General features: G+C 70.9%; 16 protein-coding genes. 2 read left to right on the forward strand and 14 right to left on the reverse strand.

The genetic code is table 11. From position 1 onward, the window contains the following. From ACYU8V_RS00275 to ACYU8V_RS00295, 5 genes are read right to left on the reverse strand one after another with little or no spacing between them, the layout of a single operon-like run. Entirely contained in the window at window positions 1-657 is a 657-nt protein-coding gene (locus ACYU8V_RS00275) for a histidine phosphatase family protein (RefSeq protein ID WP_460844337.1), read from the reverse strand. Beyond that, window positions 657-1,700: a phosphotransferase family protein gene (locus ACYU8V_RS00280; RefSeq protein WP_460844339.1), complete on the reverse strand. Its 1,044-nt coding sequence runs from the start codon at window positions 1,698-1,700 to the stop codon at window positions 657-659. The genes ACYU8V_RS00275 and ACYU8V_RS00280 overlap by 1 nt, the downstream gene beginning before the upstream one ends. Then, window positions 1,697-2,464: an SDR family NAD(P)-dependent oxidoreductase gene (locus ACYU8V_RS00285; protein ID WP_460844341.1), complete on the reverse strand. Its 768-nt coding sequence runs from the start codon at window positions 2,462-2,464 to the stop codon at window positions 1,697-1,699. The genes ACYU8V_RS00280 and ACYU8V_RS00285 overlap by 4 nt, the downstream gene beginning before the upstream one ends. A gap of 24 nt (window positions 2,465-2,488) precedes the next feature. Next, entirely contained in the window at window positions 2,489-3,979 is a 1,491-nt protein-coding gene (locus tag ACYU8V_RS00290; protein ID WP_460844343.1) for a CoA-acylating methylmalonate-semialdehyde dehydrogenase, read from the reverse strand. A 14-nt stretch (window positions 3,980-3,993) separates the two neighbouring features. Continuing rightward, the gene (locus tag ACYU8V_RS00295) at window positions 3,994-5,313 is read right to left on the reverse strand and encodes an aminotransferase class III-fold pyridoxal phosphate-dependent enzyme (protein WP_460844345.1); all 1,320 of its coding nucleotides are present in this window, start codon (window positions 5,311-5,313) and stop codon (window positions 3,994-3,996) included. 71 nt (window positions 5,314-5,384) lie between these two features. On the opposite strand from ACYU8V_RS00295, the gene ACYU8V_RS00300 reads away from it, so the two are divergent. Next, window positions 5,385-6,713 carry an aminotransferase-like domain-containing protein gene (locus ACYU8V_RS00300; protein ID WP_460844346.1) on the forward strand — a complete coding sequence of 443 codons (1,329 nt, stop codon included), beginning with the start codon at window positions 5,385-5,387 and terminating at the stop codon, window positions 6,711-6,713. 4 nt (window positions 6,714-6,717) lie between these two features. Here the strand turns inward: ACYU8V_RS00300 and ACYU8V_RS00305 are convergent, their stop codons facing one another. From ACYU8V_RS00305 to ACYU8V_RS00315, 3 genes are all read right to left on the reverse strand, one after another. Continuing rightward, window positions 6,718-7,257, reverse strand: coding sequence for a GNAT family N-acetyltransferase (locus ACYU8V_RS00305; protein WP_460844348.1), 540 nt, complete (start codon window positions 7,255-7,257; stop codon window positions 6,718-6,720). Between the two features lie 76 nt (window positions 7,258-7,333). Then, complete coding sequence (locus ACYU8V_RS00310; protein ID WP_460844350.1) at window positions 7,334-9,502, reverse strand: 3-hydroxyacyl-CoA dehydrogenase NAD-binding domain-containing protein; 2,169 nt, start codon at window positions 9,500-9,502, stop codon at window positions 7,334-7,336. Between the two features lie 28 nt (window positions 9,503-9,530). Beyond that, window positions 9,531-10,742 (reverse strand): acetyl-CoA C-acetyltransferase, encoded by a 1,212-nt coding sequence (locus ACYU8V_RS00315; RefSeq protein WP_460844352.1) that lies wholly within the window; start codon window positions 10,740-10,742, stop codon window positions 9,531-9,533. A gap of 153 nt (window positions 10,743-10,895) precedes the next feature. Between ACYU8V_RS00315 and ACYU8V_RS00320 the strand changes: the two genes are divergently transcribed. Then, window positions 10,896-11,582, forward strand: a complete 687-nt coding sequence (locus ACYU8V_RS00320) for a MerR family transcriptional regulator (protein ID WP_460844354.1) — start codon at window positions 10,896-10,898, stop codon at window positions 11,580-11,582. 8 nt (window positions 11,583-11,590) lie between these two features. On the opposite strand, the gene ACYU8V_RS00325 is transcribed toward ACYU8V_RS00320, so the two are convergent. From ACYU8V_RS00325 to ACYU8V_RS00350, 6 genes are all read right to left on the reverse strand, one after another. Continuing rightward, window positions 11,591-13,069, reverse strand: a complete 1,479-nt coding sequence (locus ACYU8V_RS00325; RefSeq protein WP_460844356.1) for a DEAD/DEAH box helicase — start codon at window positions 13,067-13,069, stop codon at window positions 11,591-11,593. Between the two features lie 191 nt (window positions 13,070-13,260). After that, window positions 13,261-14,421 (reverse strand): CaiB/BaiF CoA transferase family protein, encoded by a 1,161-nt coding sequence (locus ACYU8V_RS00330; RefSeq protein ID WP_460844358.1) that lies wholly within the window; start codon window positions 14,419-14,421, stop codon window positions 13,261-13,263. Window positions 14,422-14,466: 45 nt separating this feature from the next. After that, window positions 14,467-15,687, reverse strand: coding sequence for a M15 family metallopeptidase (locus ACYU8V_RS00335; protein WP_460844360.1), 1,221 nt, complete (start codon window positions 15,685-15,687; stop codon window positions 14,467-14,469). 59 nt (window positions 15,688-15,746) lie between these two features. Beyond that, window positions 15,747-16,343, reverse strand: coding sequence for a TetR family transcriptional regulator (locus ACYU8V_RS00340; RefSeq protein WP_460844362.1), 597 nt, complete (start codon window positions 16,341-16,343; stop codon window positions 15,747-15,749). A gap of 4 nt (window positions 16,344-16,347) precedes the next feature. Further along, a complete protein-coding gene (locus ACYU8V_RS00345) occupies window positions 16,348-16,542 on the reverse strand; it encodes a ferredoxin (RefSeq protein WP_460844364.1) in 195 nt (64 codons plus the stop codon). Further along, window positions 16,542-18,080 carry a fatty acid desaturase gene (locus ACYU8V_RS00350; RefSeq protein WP_460844368.1) on the reverse strand — a complete coding sequence of 513 codons (1,539 nt, stop codon included), beginning with the start codon at window positions 18,078-18,080 and terminating at the stop codon, window positions 16,542-16,544. Before ACYU8V_RS00350 ends, ACYU8V_RS00345 begins: the two co-directional genes overlap by 1 nt. Window positions 18,081-18,157 lie beyond the last annotated feature (77 nt).

The raw sequence follows: 18,157 nt of genomic DNA on the forward strand, positions 1-18,157 counted from the left end.
TCAGCGGTAGGTGAGGAGGTCCCGGGACAGGTGCGGGTGCTCGTTGTAGGTGAGCAGCCGCGCGCCGGTCGAGCCGACGATGACCCGCGTGACCGAGCTGTTCGCGAGGACGGTGTTGAAGCGGGACCAGATCGGTCCCAGCTCGGCGGGCGGCAGGTCGGGAGCGACGAGCGCCGCGGCGATCGCGGCGATCACGCCGCCCGAGGTCACCGCGATGACCGGTCCCGGTGCGGCGGCCGCGCGCTCGAGGGCCCCGCGGGTGCGGCCGAGGAAGTCGGCGTAGGGATCGGGGTAGCCGTCGTGGCCGGCCGTCCAGTGCTCGGTCGACTCCTCGAAGACCCGCTGGAAGACCTTGCGGTCGACGCCGTGGTCGATGTTCGCGCCGGTCGTGGCGGCGTAGTGGGCGAGCACCGCGAGGTGGTCGAACTCGTCCCATGCCGGGTCGACCGTGGCGGCGAGGTCCGCGAAGCCGAGACCCTCCCAGGTCTCGCGCTGCCGGCGCAGCCCGCCGTGGAACGCGGCCGCCGGCACGGTGCCCTGGTCGGCGAGCCACCGGCCCAGCACGCGGGCCTGCTCGTGGCCGGTCTCGGACAGCACGTCGTAGTCGTCGGAGCCGAAGGAGGCCTGGCCGTGACGGACCAGCAGGATGATGCCCATCAGGACTCCTCGATGATCGAGCGGCAGCGTGACTCGAGGTAGCCGACGGCCTGCCCGAACCCGGCGTACGCCTCGTTGGTGGTCTGCCGGTGGACGTAGCGGTACCAGATCTGCTGGATGATCACGGCGAGCCGGAACACCCCGAACGCCTCGTAGAAGCGCCACCCCGCGTCGCTCACGGAGAGCCCGCGGGCGGCGAGGTAGTGGTCGCGGAGCTGCACCCGCGTCCACATCCCCGGCGCGGTCGTCGGCTGGCGCCGGAAGAGCTGGAAGAACTCGTCGTCGTCGGGCTGCACCCAGTAGGCCAGCGCGCCGCCGAGGTCCATCAGCGGGTCGCCCACCGTCGCCAGCTCCCAGTCCAGCAGCGCCACGATCCGGGTCGGGTCGTCCTCGGCCAGGACCATGTTGTCGAAGCGGTAGTCGTTGTGGATCATGCACCGGCCGACGTCGGCGGGCTGGTGCTCGGCGAGCCAGCCGGTGATGTCGCTCCAGTCGCCCATGTCGTCGGTCGCCGCGTTCGCGAGCCGGGTCGTCCAGCCGTCCACCTGGCGGCGTACGTAGCCGTCGCCCTTCGCCAGCGCGGCCAGGTCGGGCACCGACATCACGTCCGCCTCGTGCAGCGCGACCAGGGTGTCGGCCGCCGACCGGCAGAGCTCGGAGGTCTGCTCCTCGGTGATGTCGAAGCCGAAGTCGCGCCGCGGGATGCGCCCGACGACCCGCTCCATCACGTAGAGCTCGGCCCCGATCGGGCTCTCCTCCGCGGTCGCGTACGCCACCATGGGCGCGACCTGGGGGAAGACCTGCGCAAGACCCGCCTGGATGCGGAACTCGCGGCCCATGTCGTGCGCGCCCTTGGCCTTGGTGCCGGCGGGCGGGCGGCGCAGGATCAGCTCCTCGCCGTCCTCCATCCGCAGCAGGTAGGTCAGGTTCGACGCGCCGCCCGGGAACTGCCGCACCTCGGCGATCGGGCGGTCCAGCCATGCCGCGACAGCAGCGATGTCGAAGGCGTCCTCGTCCCGGACCGGCCTGCTCTCGTCGCTCACGCCTGGCCCACCAGCTTGGCAGCCTGCGCCCGCATCACCTGGTCGTACGCCGCCGGGTCGCTCCGCTTCAGGTCGTACGCCGATCGCCCCTCCGGATCGGGCAGGATCAGCTGCTCGCCGCGGTCGACCGCCGCCAGCACCTCGGCCGCGATCGCCTCCGGACCGCGCGGCGCGTTGGCGACCAGCCGGCCGACCACCTGGGTCAGCGTCTCGTCACGGCCCTGCACGTTGTCCAGCAGCGCCGTGCGGAAGAAGGAGGGACACACGGCGTGCGCCGTGACGCCGTACGCCGCGAGCTCGTGGCCGGCCGTCTCGGTGAGCGCCACGACCGCGGCCTTGGTGGTGTTGTACCCCGCCATCCCGGCCGGGTGCACGAGGCCCGCGAGCGAGGCGATGTTGATGATCCGGCCGCTCCCCTGCCGCTTGAAGACCGGCGTGAACGTGAAGGTCCCGCGGACCGCGCCGAACAGGTTGATGTCGACCAGCCGCTGCCACTCGTCCATCGTGGAGACGTCGAGGCGCCCGCCGCCGGCGATGCCCGCGTTGTTGACCAGGACGTCGAGGCCGCCCCAGCGCCGGTCGACCTCCTCGGCGATCGCGGCCCAGTCGGCGTCGCTGGTGATGTCGAGCCCGACGACATCCGCCCCGGCGGCCCGGTCGGTGCGCAGGACCTCGGCCCCGCGCTCCTCGTAGGCGGCCGCGAGGGCCGCACCCAACCCCTGTGCGGCCCCCGTGATCAGGACTCGTTGCGGTGTGGTGGTCACGCCGGAACGATATCCATCCGTCGATCAGTCGTTCTGGGGGAAGCCCAGGTTCACACCCGCATGGGAGGGGTCGAGCCAGCGCGAGGTGACCGCCTTCTCCCGGGTGAAGAACTCCACGCCCTGCGGGCCGTAGGCCTTGGCGTCGCCGAACGCGGACTGCTTCCAGCCGCCGAAGGAGTGGTAGGCGACCGGCACCGGGATCGGCACGTTGACGCCGACCATGCCGACCTCGATCTCGCGCACGAACCGCCGCGCGGCACCGCCGTCGTTGGTGAAGATCGCCGTGCCGTTGCCGTACGGGCCGGCGTTGATGAGCGTCACCCCCTCGTCGTACGACGACACCCGGACCACCGACAGCACCGGGCCGAAGATCTCGTCGGTGTAGACCGCGGAGCTGGTCGGGACGCGGTCGAGCAGGCTCGGGCCGAGCCAGAAGCCGTCGGCCTCGCCGTCGACCTCGATGCCACGCCCGTCGACGACGACGTCGATGCCGTCCTCGACGGCGACGTCGAGGTAGCCCGCGACCTTGTCGCGGTGCTGGGCGGTGATCAGCGGGCCCATGTCGCAGCTGCGGCGGCCGTCGCCGACGACCAGCTTGCCCATCCGGTCGGTGATCTTCTCGATCAGCTCGTCGGCGACGGGCTCGACCGCCACGACGACCGAGACGGCCATGCAGCGCTCGCCGGCCGAGCCGAAGCCGGCGTTGATGGCGGAGTCGGCGACCAGGTCGAGGTCGGCGTCGGGGAGCACCAGCATGTGGTTCTTGGCGCCGCCGAGGGCCTGGACCCGCTTGCCGTGCGCGGTCGCGGTCTCGTAGACGTAGCGCGCGATCGGGGTCGAGCCCACGAACGAGATCGCCGCGACGTCCTCGTGGGTCAGCAGCGCGTCGACCGCCTCCTTGTCGCCGTGGACGACGTTGACGACGCCGTCGGGCAGGCCGGCCTCGGTGAGCAGCTGCGCCAGCCAGACCGCGGCGCTCGGGTCCTTCTCGCTGGGCTTGACCACGACGGTGTTGCCGGCCGCGACCGCAATCGGCAGGAACCACAGCGGCACCATCGCCGGGAAGTTGAACGGGCTGATGATGCCCACGACGCCGAGCGGCTCGCGGATCGAGTAGACGTCGATGTCGGTCGAGGCGTTGTTGGAGAAGTCGCCCTTCGACAGGTGCGCGATGCCGCACGCGAACTCGACGACGTCGAGCCCGCGGGCCACCTCGCCGGCGGCGTCGGAGAGCACCTTGCCGTGCTCGGAGGTGATGATCGCGGCGAGCTCGTCCTTGCGGCTGTTGAGCAGCTCGCGGAAGGCGAACATCACCTGCGTGCGCTTGGCGATCGATGCCGTGCCCCAGCTGCCGAACGCCTGCTTCGCGGCGGCGACGGCGGTCGCGACGTCGGCCGCGGAGCCGTAGCGCACCTGCTTGGTCACGGTGCCCAGCGCGGGGTCGAAGACGTCGCCGGTGCGGGTGGACGCGCCGGAGACGGCGGCCCCGTTGATCCAGTGGTCGAGGGTGGTCATGTGATGGCTCCGATTCAGATCTGGTGGTCGAGGATGGTCAGCACGTCGTCGTACGCCGCGAGCGCCTCGGCCACCTCGTCGGAGGTGACCACGCACGGGGGGACGACGTGGATGCGGTTGTCCGCGACGAACGGGAGCACGTCGCGGGAGATCAGCTCCGCCTTGGCGGAGGCCATGGCGGCGGCGGGCAGCGGGGCCCGGGTGGCGCGGTCGGCGACCAGCTCGAGCGCCCAGAAGACGCCCTTGCCGCGCACCTCGCCGATGACGGGGTGCCTCTCGGCGAGCTCGCGCAGGCCCGGGCCCAGCACGTCCTCGCCGATCGCCTTCGCGTTGGCCACGACGCCCTCGGTCTCCATGGCGTCGAGGGCCGCGACGATCGACGCGGCCGCCAGCGGATGGCCGCTGTAGGTGAGGCCGCCGGGGAAGACGCGCTCGTCGAAGCACGCGGCGACCGCGTCGTCGATGATCACGCCGCCGACCGGGACGTACCCGGAGTTGACGCCCTTGGCGAAGGTGATCAGGTCGGGCTTCACGTCGTACGCATCGAGCGCGAGCCACTCCCCGGTCCGGCCGAAGCCCGCCATGACCTCGTCGAGGATGAGCAGGATGCCGAACTCGTCGGCCAGCGCCCGTACGCCGGGCAGGTAGCCCTCCGGCGGCATCAGGACGCCCGCCGTGCCGGGGATCGTCTCGAGCAGGATGGCCGCGATCGTGCTCGGGCCCTCGCACTCGACGATCCGGCGCAGGTGCTGCAAGGCGCGTGCGCACTCCTCCTCGGGGCTGGTCGCCCAGAACTCCGAGCGGTACAGGTAGGGGCCGAACGCGTGCACGTGGCCGCGGGCGTACTCGTTGGGCAGCCGCCGCCAGTCGCCGGTCGCATTGATCGCGGCACCGGTGTTGCCGTGGTAGCTGCGGTAGCGCGAGATCACCTTGTCCCGGCCGGTGTGCAGGCGCGCCATCCGGATCGCGTTCTCGACCGCGTCCGCGCCGCCGTTGGTGAAGAAGACCTTCTCCATCCCGGCCGGCGCGTGGCCGGCGATCCGCCGGGCCGCCTCGCCGCGGGTCAGGTTGGCGGTGGCCGGCCCGATGGTGGCCAGCTCCGCGGCCTGCTCCTGGATGGCGCTGACGACACCGGGGTGGCCGTAGCCGATGTTGACGTTGACCAACTGGCTGGAGAAGTCCAGGTAGGTGCGGCCGCTGTGGTCCCAGACCCGGCTGCCCTTGCCGCCGGCGATCGGCAGCAGGTTCAGGGCGCCCTGGGCGGACCAGGAGTGGAAGACGTGGGCACGGTCCAGCTCGGAGGTGCGGCGGTCCAGGTCGAGGTCGTCATGCATATTTGTTACGTTAAGACTTGAACATTTATTTGCAAAGTACGGCGCTGGAGCGCTCGAGGGAGGCCACGCGGATGGATCTGAGCTCGCTCGTCGACCGCTCCCCCCGCGGCATCGCGGGCGCCGTGAGTCGCGCGATCCGCGCCGGCGAGCTCGCGCCGGGCGACCGGCTGCCCACGGTCCGCGAGGTGGCCGACGAGCTCGGGGTCTCGCCGGGCACGGTGAGCGCGGCGTGGCAGGCGCTGCGCCGCAAGGGCCTGATCGTGGCGCGCGGACGGTCCGGGTCGTTCGTGCAGGACGCCCCGACGGCCTGGCTCAGCCCGCGCCACCGCGACCTGGTCGGCGCCGGGCTGGACGGCGCGCGGCTGGACCTGTCCCGCGGCATCGCCGACCCCTCGCTGCTGCCCTCGCTCGGCCCGGCGCTGCGCCGGGTCTCCGAGCGGGCCGAGGCGTTCGCCTACCAGGCCGAGCCGGTGCTCCCGGCGCTGCGGGAGGTGCTGGTGTCGGCGTGGCCGGCGGCCGTGGAGACGTTGACCGTCGTCGACGGGGCCACCGACGGGATCGCCCGGGTGCTCGAGGAGGTCGCCGGGTACGGCGACCGCATCGTGCTCGAGTCGCCCGGCTACCCGCCGCTCTTCGACCTCGTCGAGTCGCTCGGCGCCGAGGTGGTGCCGGTGCGCCACGACGCCGAGGGGATCCTGCCGCGCTCCCTGGAGCACGCCATGGGCGCACGGCCGACGGCCGTGGTGCTGCAGCCGCGGGCCCAGAACCCGACCGGAAGGGTCATGAGCGAGGAGCGGGCCGAGCGCCTGGTGCCGGTGATGACGCGGCGCGGCGTCGCCACGCCCTGGGTCCTCGAGGACGACCACTCGCACGGCATCAGTACGGCCGCCCCCGTCAGCCTGGCGCGCTGGCTGCCCGAGCGCGTCGTACACGTGCGCTCGTTCTCCAAGTCGCACGGCCCCGACCTGCGGATCGCCGCGATGGGTGGGCCGGGCGCCCTGCTCGACCGCGTCGTCGCCCGTCGGATGCTGGGCCCGGCGTGGACCTCGCGGATGGTGCAGACGATCCTGCTCGAGCTGCTCACCGCCGCCTCGTCGGTGGCCGAGGTCGAGCACGCGCGGGCGACGTACGCCGCGCGGCAGGGTGCCCTCGTCGCCGCCCTCGGCGCGCACGGCGTGGCCCTGGAGGTGCCCGACGGCATCAACCTGTGGCTGCCGGTCCGCGACGAGCGCGCCGCCCTCCTCGAGCTCGACGCCGCCGGCATCCGCGTGGCCGGCGGGACGACCTTCCTCGCCACCCCCGGCACCGACCACCCCGCCGTCCGGGTCACCTCGGGCCTGGTGTCCGTCGACGACGCCACGGAGGTCGCGGCCGCCCTGGCCTCCGCGGCCCGCGCCTGACCGGTCAGACGAGCCGCGCCATCTCGCGCTCGACCCCGGCCTCGATCTCGACGCTGTTGCCGGTGAGCGTGAAGCCGAGCTTGCGGTACGCCGCCTCGGCGCGCGGGTTGTGCTCGTGCACCTGGAGCCGGGCGCGCTCGAGGCCGAGCCCGGCGGCCCACGCGAGCACGTCGTCGACCAACCGGCCGAGCAGCCCCGCCCCGCGGGTCGCGGGGTCGACGTACACACCGACGACCAGGACGCCGTCGTGCTCGATGCGCGCCCCGGCCCAGTCGGTGTCGCCGGCCCGCTCGAGCAGCCCGACGACGGTGCCGACCATCCGGCCGTCGTCGACCGCCACGGCCTGGTACGCCGCCTCGCCGGCCGCGTTGCGCGTCGCGCGCTCGATCCAGAACTCGTCGGGCTCGGCGGCCTCCTCGTCGTAGGAGCGCACGAACGCCACCGACGCGGCCGGGTCCTGCAGCGCCCGCAGCCGCAGCTCCCGCAGCTCGCGCCACTCCTCGGCCCGCGCCGCCCGCACCTCGATCGCCACCTCCGTCGTCATGGCACCAGCCTGCCAAAACGGCCGCCGGGCCGGCGCCCCATTTCTGGAGCGCCGGCCCGGCGGTTCGATCAGCACATCAGGCGGGGAAGGTCTCGCCCTTCGCCGCCATGTCGCGCAGGTACTGCGTCGGCCGGAACCGCTCGCCGTACTTGTCGGCCAGCTCGTCGGCGCGCTTGAGGAACGCGTCGATGCCGTAGCTGCCGTCGGCCGCGTCGTAGCCCGTGATGAACTGCGCCGCACCACCCGTGGCCGGCGGGAAGCCGATGCCGAAGATGGAGCCGATGTTGGCGTGGGCCGCCGAGGTGACGACGCCCTCCTCGAAGCACTTGGCGGTCTCGAGGGCCTCGGAGAACAGCATCCGGTCCTTGACGTCGGCGAGCGGGATCTGCTCCTCGGCGACCGGGAACAGCTCGGCCAGGCCGGGCCAGATGCCGGTGCGCTTGCCGTCGACGTAGTCGTAGAAGCCGGCACCGCGGAGCTTGCCCGCGCGACCCGCCTCCAGCATCTTCGTGACGACGTCGCTGCCCGGGTGCTTGACGAAGCTCGGGTCGTCCTCGGCGGACTTCGCGATCTTCGCCATCAGCTCCAGGTTGAGCTCGTCGGAGAGCTGCAGCACCGCGGCCGGGTAGCCGGCCTGGGTGGTGGCCCGCTCGACGGTCAGCGGGTGGACGCCCTCGGCGACCATCTGCATGCCCTCGTTGACCATGAAGCCGATGACGCGCGAGGTGTAGAAGCCGCGCGAGTCGTGGGCGATCATCGGGGTCTTCTTGATGGCCAGGGTGATGTCGTAGGCCTGGGCGAGCGACTCGTCCGAGGTCTCGCCGCCGCGGATGATCTCCACCAGAGGCATCTTGTCGACCGGGCTGAAGAAGTGCAGGCCGATGAAGCGCGACGCGTCACCCTCGATGCCCTTGGCCAGCTCGGTGATCGGCAGGGTCGAGGTGTTCGAGCACAGCAGCGCACCGTCGGCGAGGAACGGGATGACCTCGTTGAAGACCTTCTGCTTGAGCTCGACGTTCTCGAAGACCGCCTCCACGACCAGGTCGCAGCCCTGGGCGTCGGACGCCTCGATGGTCGGGGTGATCCGGGCGAGCAGCTCGTCGGAGGCCTCCTGGGTGAGCTTGCCGCGCGAGACGGCCTTCTCGTTGATGGCCTCGGAGTACGCCTTGCCCTTCTCGGCCGCCTCGATCGAGACGTCCTTGAGGACGACCTCGACGCCGGCGCGGGCCAGGACGTAGGCGATGCCCGCGCCCATCATCCCGGCGCCGAGGACGACGGCCTTGGTCGGCTTGAACTTCTCGACGCCCTCGGGGCGCTCCTTGCCCGCGTTGATCGAGCCCAGGTCGAAGAAGAAGGCCTGGATCATGTTCTTCGCCTGCTGGCTGGTGACCAGGTCGGTGAAGTAGCGCGACTCGATCCGCGAGGCGGTGTCGAAGTCGACCTGCAGACCCTCGACGGTGGCCGCCAGGATCGCCTTGGGCGCGTGCATGTCGGCCTGCTTGAGCTGCTTGCGCAGCATCGGCGCGAAGGCCGGCAGGAAGGCAGCGAGCGACGGGCTGGACGGCGTACCGCCGGGGATCTTGTAGCCGGGGGTGTCCCACGGCGCCGCGATCTGGTCCGGGTTGGCCTTGATCCACGCCTTGGCGGCCGGGATCAGCTCCTCCTGGGTGGCGACCAGCTCGTCGACCAGGCCCTTGTCCTTCGCCGCGGCGGGCTTGAACTCGGCACCGGTCGCGACGATCTCGGTCATCGCGACCATCAGGCCGAACTTGCGGGCGATGCGGGTGACACCGCCACCGCCGGGCAGCAGGCCCAGCTTCACCTCGGGCAGGCCGAGGGGGTAGCGGCCGTCGACGGCGATGCGGTGGTTCGCGACCAGGGTGATCTCGAGCCCGCCGCCGAGCGCGGCGCCGTTGATGGCGGCCACGACCGGCTTCGGGAACAGCTCGAGCTTGCGCAGGGTCGCCTTGATGCTCTCGACCTCGGCGAAGATCTGCTCGGAGTGCTCCTTGCGCACCGGCATCATGTTCTTCAGGTCGCCGCCGGCGAAGAAGGTCTTCTTCGCCGAGGCGATGACGACGCCGGTGACCTGGTCCTGCTCGGCGTACAGGCGCTCCACGGCGGCCGCCATCGAGCTCTTGTAGAGCTCGTTCATGGTGTTGGCCGACTGGTTCGGGTCGTCGAGGGTCAGCGTGACGATGCCGTCACCGTCGATGTCGTAGCGGACAGCAGTCTGCTCAGTCATTTCTTGGTTCCTCTGCTCTTTCCGCGTCTCAGACGATCTCGACGATCGTGGCGATGCCCATGCCCGCGCCGACACACAGCGTGGCGAGGCCGCGCTTCTTGCCCTGGCGGATGAGCTCGTCGACGAGCGTGCCGAGGATGATCGCGCCGGTCGCACCGAGCGGGTGACCCATCGCCATGGCGCCGCCGTTGACGTTGGTGACGTCCTGGCTGATGCCCATGTCCTTCATGAACCGCAGCGCAACCGAGGCGAACGCCTCGTTGATCTCCCACAGGTCGATGTCCTCGGGCTTGAGGCCGGCCTTCGCCAGCGCCTTGCGGGCGGCCGGGGCGGGACCGGTCAGCATGATGGTCGGCTCGGAGCCGATGACGGCCGTCCCGACGATCTTCGCCTTCGGGGTCAGGCCGTGCTTCTTGCCGGCCTCCTCGCTGCCGATGAGCACCAGCGCGGCGCCGTCGACGATGCCGGAGGAGTTGCCGGCGTGGTGGACGTGCTCGATCTTCTCGACGGTCGTGTACTTCGCCAGCGCGACGTCGTCGAAGCCGACCTCGCCGCCCTGCTGGATGAAGGAGGGTCGCAGGGCCGAGAGGGACTCGACGCTGGTGTCGGGACGGACGGTCTCGTCCTTGTCCAGCACGACGAGGCCGTTCTGGTCCTTGACCGGGATGACGCACTCGTCGTAGTAGCCGTTGGCCCACGCCTTGGCGGCGCGCGCGTGCGACTGGGCGGCGAGGGCGTCGACGTCCTCACGGGTGAAGCCCTCGATCGTGGCGATCAGGTCCGCGCCGATGCCCTGCGGGACGAAGCCCGTGTCCAGGCTGGTCTTCGGGTCCTGCGCCCAGGCGCCACCGTTGGAGCCCATCGGCACGCGGCTCATCGCCTCGACGCCACCGGCGAGGATCAGGTCCTCCCAGCCGGAGCGGACGCGGGCGGCAGCCTGGTTGACGGCCTCCAGGCCCGACGCGCAGAAGCGGTCCAGCTGGACGCCCGCGACGGTCTCGGCCAGCCCGGCCTTGATGGCGGCGACCCGCGCGATGTCGGAGCCCTGCTCGCCGATCGGCGTGACGCAGCCGAGGATGACGTCGTCGATGCCGGCGGTGTCGAGACCCGGGTTGCGGTCCTCGATCGCGTTCATGAGCGTCACGACGAGGTCGATGGACTTGACCTCGTGCAGCGAACCGTTCTTCTTGCCGCGACCGCGCGGTGTCCGCACGTGGTCGTAGATGAATGCTTCTGCCATGACCGTCCTTGTCTGGAATGGCTGGTCGCCGGCACGGTGCCGGCTGGTCCGTCACTGATCCCGCGGCCCGAGGCCGCGTGGGGGGAGAAGACCCCCACCGATGATTGTGACACTATTACTGTCATGGTCAAGGCGGAAGGTGGTGAACGAGACATGGACAACACCCTGCTCACGCTCCCGGAGCTCACCGAGCGGCTCGGCCTCAGCGTGCGGACCGTGCGCTTCTACGCCTCCCGCGGGCTGATCCCGCCGCCGATCCGCAAGGGCCGGGCCGGCTACTACGACGAGGGGCACGTGGCGCGGCTCGAGCTCGTCCTGGAGCTGCAGAGCCACGGCTTCACCCTGGCCGCGATCGAGAAGTACGTCGCCGGCATCGCCGACGACGCCACGCCCGACGACATCGCCCTGGCCCGCACCATGCTCGCGCCCTGGCAGTCCGACCTCCCCGTCGAGATGTCACGCAGCCAGCTGGAGGCCAAGGCCGGCCGGGCGCTGGACGACGAGGACCTCGCCACGCTCTACTCCCTCGGCGTGCTGCGGACCCGCGGCTCGTCGTACCTCGTCGCGAGCAACCAGCTGGCCATCGGCGTACGGCTTCTCGAGCTCGGCTTCCCGCGCGAGGTCGCCGCGGACGCCGCGGCCATCTACCGCGAGCACGGCGAGCAGATGGCCAAGGAGCTGTTCGACATGCTGCAGGAGAAGCTGCTCCCGCTGTACGACGACCACAGCTCCGAGCACCTGCGCGAGGTCATGGAGCGGCTCAAGCCGCTGTCCGTGGGCGGTCTGGTGACCGCCTACGAGTCGGCCGTGGCGCGCGCCGCGAGGTCCCCGCGGCGCTGACGCCCGGGCTAGCGACGGCCGCTGAAGGACGCAGCGCTGTGGCGGCTGCCGCCGCTGCTCGAGCTGCTGGCCGAACCACCACCGGAACCGCCGCGACGGTTGCGGTTGCGGCCCGAGCCGGCCTTCGGCGTACCGCCGGTGGAGGACTTGGCCTGGCCACCCTGGCCACCGCCCTTGCCACCCTGCTGCGACTGCGCGGGACGACCGCCCTGCGAGCGCTGCTGCTGCGCGGGCTTCTTGACGCGCGGCTTGGAGCGACCGCCACCCGACCGCTGCGACGGCGTCTGCGGCTGGGGCTCGGTCACCGCGAGGCCGCCGGGGCGGGAGCGCTCGCCGGGGGCGAGCTCCTGCAGCAGCGGGTGGGCCGGGCCGTCGACCTTGGTCGTGGTGGCCTTGATGCCCGCGGCGCGGGTGAGCGCGCGGACGTCGCCGATCTGGTCCTGGGTCATCAGCGTGATGACGGTGCCCGCGGCACCGGCGCGCGCCGTACGGCCCGAGCGGTGCAGATAGGCCTTGTGCTCGGCCGGCGGGTCGGCGTGGACCACGAGGGCCACGTCGTCGACGTGGATGCCGCGCGCGGCGATGTCGGTGGCGACCAGCGTGGTGGCCTGACCGGAGTGGAACGCGTCCATGTTGCGGGTGCGCGCGCCCTGGCTCAGGTTGCCGTGCAGGTCGACCGCCGGGACCCCGTTGCTGTTGAGCTGGCGGGCCAGCGTCTTCGCGCCGCGCTTGGTGCGGGTGAAGACGACCGTGCGCCCGGGGGCGCTGACCAGGTCGAGCAGCACCGGCAGCCGGCCGTCACGGCTGACGTGCAGCACGTGGTGGTCCATCTTGGCGACCGGCGACTGGGCCGAGTCAGCCTCGTGGATGGCCGGGTTGGACAGGAACCGCTTGACCAGTACGTCGATGGCGCCGTCCAGCGTCGCGGAGAACAGCATCCGCTGCCCGTCGGCCGGGGTCTTGTCGAGCAGCCGGCGCACGGCGGGCAGGAAGCCCAGGTCGGCCATGTGGTCGGCCTCGTCCAGGACGGTGACCTCGACGTCGGCGAGGCTGCAGTGGCCCTGGCCGATGAGGTCCTCGAGCCGGCCGGGGCAGGCGATGAGGATGTCGACGCCGCCGCGCAGCGCGACGACCTGCGGGTTCTGGCCGACGCCGCCGAAGACGGTGGTGGTCTTCAGCCCGGCGGCCTTGGCCAGCGGGGTGATGGTGGCCGCGATCTGCGAGGCGAGCTCACGGGTCGGGGCCAGCACCAGCGCACGCGGCTTGGTGGAGACCGCCTTGCGGCCGCCGGCGAGCCGGGCCACCAGCGGGATGCCGAAGGCATAGGTCTTGCCCGATCCGGTGCGGCCGCGGCCGAGGACGTCGCGGCCGGCCAGGGAGTCCGGCAGGGTCGCGGACTGGATCGGGGTGGGGATGGTGATGCCGTCAGCGTCCAGGACGGTGAGCAGCATCGAGGGCACGCCGAGTTCGGCGAAGGTGTTGGGCACGAGGTTTCTCTCGGTCGGCGTCTCGCCGTGCTGTCCCGTCGGCGACGGGATCGAGTGAAGCGGCCTCAAGTGTCTGAGGGGCGCGACCACAGGGGCCGCGCAGGTCCGGGGCAAGACTGGCCGGACAGTTGACGAGTCTACGAGTACCGAGGTCGCCCGCCCGAATCCTCGAGCGGGCGACCCCGGTCACATCAGTCCAGCTGGACCGCAGCACCCGAGGCGATCAGCCCGTCGACGTCCTCGATGCCCCAGGCGGTCAGCGCCTCACGGGTGTGGACGCCGGGACCGGCGGCGGGCGGCAGGGAGAGCGTGGCCGTCGTACGGGAGAAGCGCGGAGCGGGCTGCGGCTGGAGGATGCCCTCGTGCTCGACGAAGACCTCGCGCGCCTTCATGTGCGGGTGCTCGGGCGCCTCGCTCAGCTTGAGGATCGGCACCACGCAGGCGTCGGTGCCGTCGAAGATCGCCGCCCACTCGTCCCGCGTCCGCTGCCGGAAGGTGGTCGCGATCAGGTCGCGCAGCTCGTCGCCCTTCGAGGCGTCGAAGCGGTCCGGAGCGGTGTCCTTGATGCCGAGCAGCTCGATGAACAGGTCGTAGAACTGCGGCTCCAGCGCGCCCACGGACATGTGCTCGCCGTCGGCGGTCTCGTAGATGTCGTAGTACGGCGCCCCGCCGTCGAGCAGGTTGCTGACCCGCTCCTCCTTGAACCCCCCACCGGCCAGGAAGGCCGCGGTCATGGCGTTGAGGTTGGCGGTGCCGTCGACGATCGCCGCGTCCACCACCTGGCCCTTGCCGGAGATCTTGGACTCCAGAAGCGCGGCCAGGATCCCGATGACCAGGTACGTCGATCCGCCGCCGAAGTCGCCCACCAGGTTGGCCGGGAACTGCGGCTTCTCCTTGACCTGGCCCAGCCCGTGCAGGGTGCCGGTGATGGCGATGTAGTTCATGTCGTGGCCGGCCGCCTGCGCCCAGGGGCCGTCCTGGCCCCACCCGGTCATCCGGGCGAAGACCAGGCCCGGGTTGCGCTCGTGGCAGGCCTCCGGGCCGAAGCCGAGGCGCTCGGCCACACCGGGACGCATGCCCTCGACCAGGACGTCGGCGGTCGCGACCAGGTCCAGGACGGTCGCCACGGCCTTGGGGTCCTTCAGGTTGAGCGCGACGCTGGGACGGCCGCGGTTGAGCAGGTCGTGCGAGCCGCCGGTCAGCAGCTGGCCGCCCGGACGCTCGACGCGGATCACGTCGGCGCCGAGGTCGGCCAGGATCATGCACGCGTGCGGGCTCGGCCCGATCCCCGCGATCTCGACCACCTTGATGCCCGCCAGCGGACCCGTCCCACGACCCAGCTCATACGTCATGGGGCCGATCATGGCACAACCGTGACAGTGACACTGTCAGGGTTCTCAGCTGGGCGCCACGATCCGGTTCAGCTCGAAGTGCATGGGATCGGTGTAGCGCCAGGTCCCACCCCAGGTGAACCCCCACCGCTCGAAGACCTGGACCACGCCGCGGTCCATCTGGCCGACGGTCCCCCGCGCGTTGTCCGCGGGGTCGATGTCGAAGGCGAGCCCGAACGCGTGGTTGGACAGCGTGGTCGTGCCGGCGATGAAGCGGGGGACGTAGCAGCCGGCGTAGTTGGTGATCTTGGCCGCGAGACCGCGCGCCTGGATCTCGCGCAGCGCCGCCTGGAGCTGGGGGAAGATGTACTTGTTGCAGGTCATCGCACCGATGATCGGCATCACCCGGGTCTCGATGTGCGAGGCGACCCAGGCCGGGTCCGGCGCCACCCGGCCGCCGCCGATCGCGGTGTAGCGGTAGAGCCCGACGGCCTGGCTGTAGGAGCCGACGAACTGGACGTTCTGCACCGCCTTCGGGTCGATGCCGAAGCGCGCCACGGCGTCCATGGCCGTGACCGACAGGTCGCCGTTGATCTTCTCGATCTGCTTGCGGACCTGCTGCGGGGAGGCGAACCCGGTGTTGATGAGCAGCGCGTTGTCCTGCTGCAGGCCGAGGGCCTGACCCCACTTCTCGTTCACGATCGCGTCGACACCGAGCACCGTCGAGGGCGACCAGGCGCCCACGTGGATGTTCTGGGTGTCGCGGCCCGAGCCGATGGCGACGTACCCGGACTTGTCGACCGGGATCGTGCCGTCGAGCTTGTCGGCCACCGCGATCTCACCGCCGGCGACCCGGTTCCACTGGTCCTGCCAGGCGGCGCTGCGCTGCCCGGTGAAGTCGCGGTACGCCGCCGGGTCGACCGCGGCCACGTTGTAGAGGTGGTTCTCCATCGCGAACTGCCCGATGGAGAGCGGTACGTCGACCGCGACCCCGCGCACCTTCTGCTTGCCCGTGCCGACGCGGATCCTCTTGATCCGCCGCACCAGGTCCGGCGGGAGCGACTGCTCGCCGACGACCAGCAGGTCGGCGCCGTACAGCTTGCCGTTCCACTTCCCGGGCGCACCGACGGCGTGGGTCGGGTCGACGGCGTTCTTGATCGGGGTGGTCTGGGAGGCGTTGCTCGGGTCCGCGGCGTCGCCGGACGCGCCACCACAGCCTGCGAGCAGGCTGGCGCAGGCCAGCGCGACCAAGCACGCTGCCCCCACGCGGCGACGCGCGTCGAACATGTGATTCCCTCCCCCGCCAGGATAAACGCTGCACTCTAACGCCGCGGAGGAACGACCGATCAGCCGATGACCCTCGACGTGACCCAGGCGATCTGGTCCGCGACGTCCGCCGGGTCGCCGCCGGGCTGCATGACATGGCTGAGCACGAGCCGCACGATCAGGTCCACGCACGCGTCGACCTGGGCCTCGGTGAGGGCCAGGTCGTACTCCTTGACCCGGGTCTTGACCGCGAACGTGGCGCCGTCGAGCAGGCTGGCGCTGTTCGTGGTCAGCAGCGGCAGCAGCTCGGTGTCGGCGCCGTGGTTGGCCGAGACGACCGCGTGCAGCAGCGCGTTGTCGGTGGCGTACTTCAGGACCCGGCGCACCGCGGCCCGCACCGCCTCGACCACGTCGTCGGGGTTCTCGTCGAACGAGCGCGTCACACCCGCCAGGAACAGGTCGAGCTCGCGGAGGACCAGCACTTCGGCCAGGTCGTTCTTGGTGCCGATCTCGTTGTAGACCGTCTGCCGGCTCACCCCGACCAGGTCGGCCAGTCGGCCCATGGTGACGCGGCCCCAGCCCTGGGTGGTGAGCAGCTGCACGGCGGCCTCGCACAGCCGGTCCCGCAGGGGGGCCGGCTGTGCGAGGTACGTCGGCGCGGGGTCCACGTGCGTCACGGACTCAGTCCGACAGGGTCAGCGCCAGTACCGGGCAGGCCTGCACCGCGGCGTACACGTGGGCGCGGTCGGCCTCATCCGGGCTGTCGTTGAGGATGTGGACCTGGTCGGTGTCCTCGTCGACCTCGAAGAAGTCGTTGGCCATCGACTCGCACATGCCGAGCCCCTCGCACTTGTCGAGGTCCGCGGTGATCTTCATCAGGCACCCACCTTGTTGCCGATCTGGTCGGGGTCGAACGGGACGAAGTCGATCTTGTCGCGGACGCCGCAGTCGGGACAGAACCAGTCCTCGGGGATGTCGGCCCAGGCGGTGCCGGCCGCGAAGCCCTGGTGCTCGTCGCCCGCGGCGACCTCGTAGACATAACCACAGCCGGGGCACCGTGCCGCCAGCACCTCGCCGGTGAACTTCTGCGCGAACAGGTCCTCGGTCCTGAGGTGGTGCTCGCTGGGCGGCGGGAACTTGGCGAGGTACTTCGCCTCCTTGCCCGGCTTGATGTTGGCCAGGGTGACGTCACCGTCGAAGTGCTCGACGACGCGGTGGTCCATGACCTTGCGCCACAGCGGCGGGATGAGCGCGAGGGTCAGCATGCCGGCGTACCCCGTCGGCAGCGCGGGCGACTCCTTGAAGTCGCGCAGCGCCTGGTAGCGCCGGGTCGGGTTCGCGTGGTGGTCGCTGTGGCGCTGCAGGTGGTAGAGGAAGATGTTGGTGACGAGGTTGTTGCTGTTCCAGCTGTGCATCGGCAGCACCCGCTCGTAGCGCTGCTTCTCGCCGACCTTCTGCCGCTTGAGCCCGTAGTGCTCGAGGTAGTTGATGATCTCGAGCAGGGAGAAGCCGAAGACGATCGTGATCGGGAAGTACGGCGCGACGTCCCAGCCGTAGATCGCGACGACCACGGCGTACAGGACGACCGACATCGCCCAGGCGTTGAGGACGTCGTTGCCCACGTGGAACGGGTGGGTGCCCTTGCGCCGGTAGCGCTTGGCCTCGACCTCCCACGAGCTCTTCAGGGAGCCGAAGACGGTGCGCGGCCAGAACTGGTAGATGTTCTCGCCCAGGCGCGAGGACGCCGGGTCCTCCGGGGTCGCGACGCGCACGTGGTGGCCACGGTTGTGCTCGATGTAGAAGTGGCCGTAGAACGTCGGCGCGAGGGTGATCCGCGCGAGCCAGCGCTCGACCGACTCGCGCTTGTGGCCGAGCTCGTGCGCGGTGTTGATGCCGATGCCGACGACGCCGGCGATCGACAGGGCCCACAGCGCCTTGTGCCACCAGGGCAGGTCGAGGTGCGCGGCCATCAGGTTCGCGCTCAGGTGCGCCTGTCCCCAGTCACCCAGACCGACGTGGGTCAGGATCCAGGCGAACGGGTTGACGCCGTCGATGATCGCGTAGCCGGCGAAGAAGATCAGGAACATCAGCGGGATGAAGGCGAAGACGACGTACCGGTAGTACTTGTCGTTCTCGAGCGCCTCGATCACCTCGTCCGGCGGATTGCTGCCGTCGAGGCCGAAGCTCAGGTCGAGCAGCGGGATGGCGAAGTTGATCAGGAAGGGCGCCACCAGCGTGAAGCCCCACCACCCTCCCGAGGCGACGTACGCCAGGGCGAACATGATCCCGAAGCCGGGAACCATCAGGCCCCACAGCCACAGATAGCGCTTCTTGTCCTTCCACGCACCGGTGGTGCTCTCGTCGACCGTCTGTCCGAAACCTTCCGGGCTGAACCCGGCGCTCGCGTTCTCCATCGAACCCTCTGCCTTCCGTGCGGATTGACAGAACGATAGGAGTTGTAAAGCCCTTTGACAAGAGGCTTGTATTTGTA

The organism is Nocardioides ultimimeridianus (genome assembly GCF_054777895.1).

What these genes read in the sequence shown, in the direction of transcription:
- ACYU8V_RS00290 (WP_460844343.1), bottom strand. Translation starts at nt 3,979, where the DNA reads ATGACCACCCTCGACCACTGGATCAACGGGGCCGCCGTCTCCGGCGCG.
- ACYU8V_RS00295 (WP_460844345.1), bottom strand. Translation starts at nt 5,313, where the DNA reads ATGCATGACGACCTCGACCTGGACCGCCGCACCTCCGAGCTGGACCGT.
- ACYU8V_RS00350 (WP_460844368.1), bottom strand. Translation starts at nt 18,080, where the DNA reads ATGGAGAACGCGAGCGCCGGGTTCAGCCCGGAAGGTTTCGGACAGACG.
- ACYU8V_RS00320 (WP_460844354.1), top strand. Translation starts at nt 10,896, where the DNA reads ATGGACAACACCCTGCTCACGCTCCCGGAGCTCACCGAGCGGCTCGGC.
- ACYU8V_RS00275 (WP_460844337.1), bottom strand. Translation starts at nt 657, where the DNA reads ATGGGCATCATCCTGCTGGTCCGTCACGGCCAGGCCTCCTTCGGCTCC.
- ACYU8V_RS00300 (WP_460844346.1), top strand. Translation starts at nt 5,385, where the DNA reads ATGGATCTGAGCTCGCTCGTCGACCGCTCCCCCCGCGGCATCGCGGGC.
- ACYU8V_RS00315 (WP_460844352.1), bottom strand. Translation starts at nt 10,742, where the DNA reads ATGGCAGAAGCATTCATCTACGACCACGTGCGGACACCGCGCGGTCGC.
- ACYU8V_RS00335 (WP_460844360.1), bottom strand. Translation starts at nt 15,687, where the DNA reads ATGTTCGACGCGCGTCGCCGCGTGGGGGCAGCGTGCTTGGTCGCGCTG.
- ACYU8V_RS00345 (WP_460844364.1), bottom strand. Translation starts at nt 16,542, where the DNA reads ATGAAGATCACCGCGGACCTCGACAAGTGCGAGGGGCTCGGCATGTGC.
- ACYU8V_RS00310 (WP_460844350.1), bottom strand. Translation starts at nt 9,502, where the DNA reads ATGACTGAGCAGACTGCTGTCCGCTACGACATCGACGGTGACGGCATC.
- ACYU8V_RS00305 (WP_460844348.1), bottom strand. Translation starts at nt 7,257, where the DNA reads ATGACGACGGAGGTGGCGATCGAGGTGCGGGCGGCGCGGGCCGAGGAG.
- ACYU8V_RS00330 (WP_460844358.1), bottom strand. Translation starts at nt 14,421, where the DNA reads ATGACGTATGAGCTGGGTCGTGGGACGGGTCCGCTGGCGGGCATCAAG.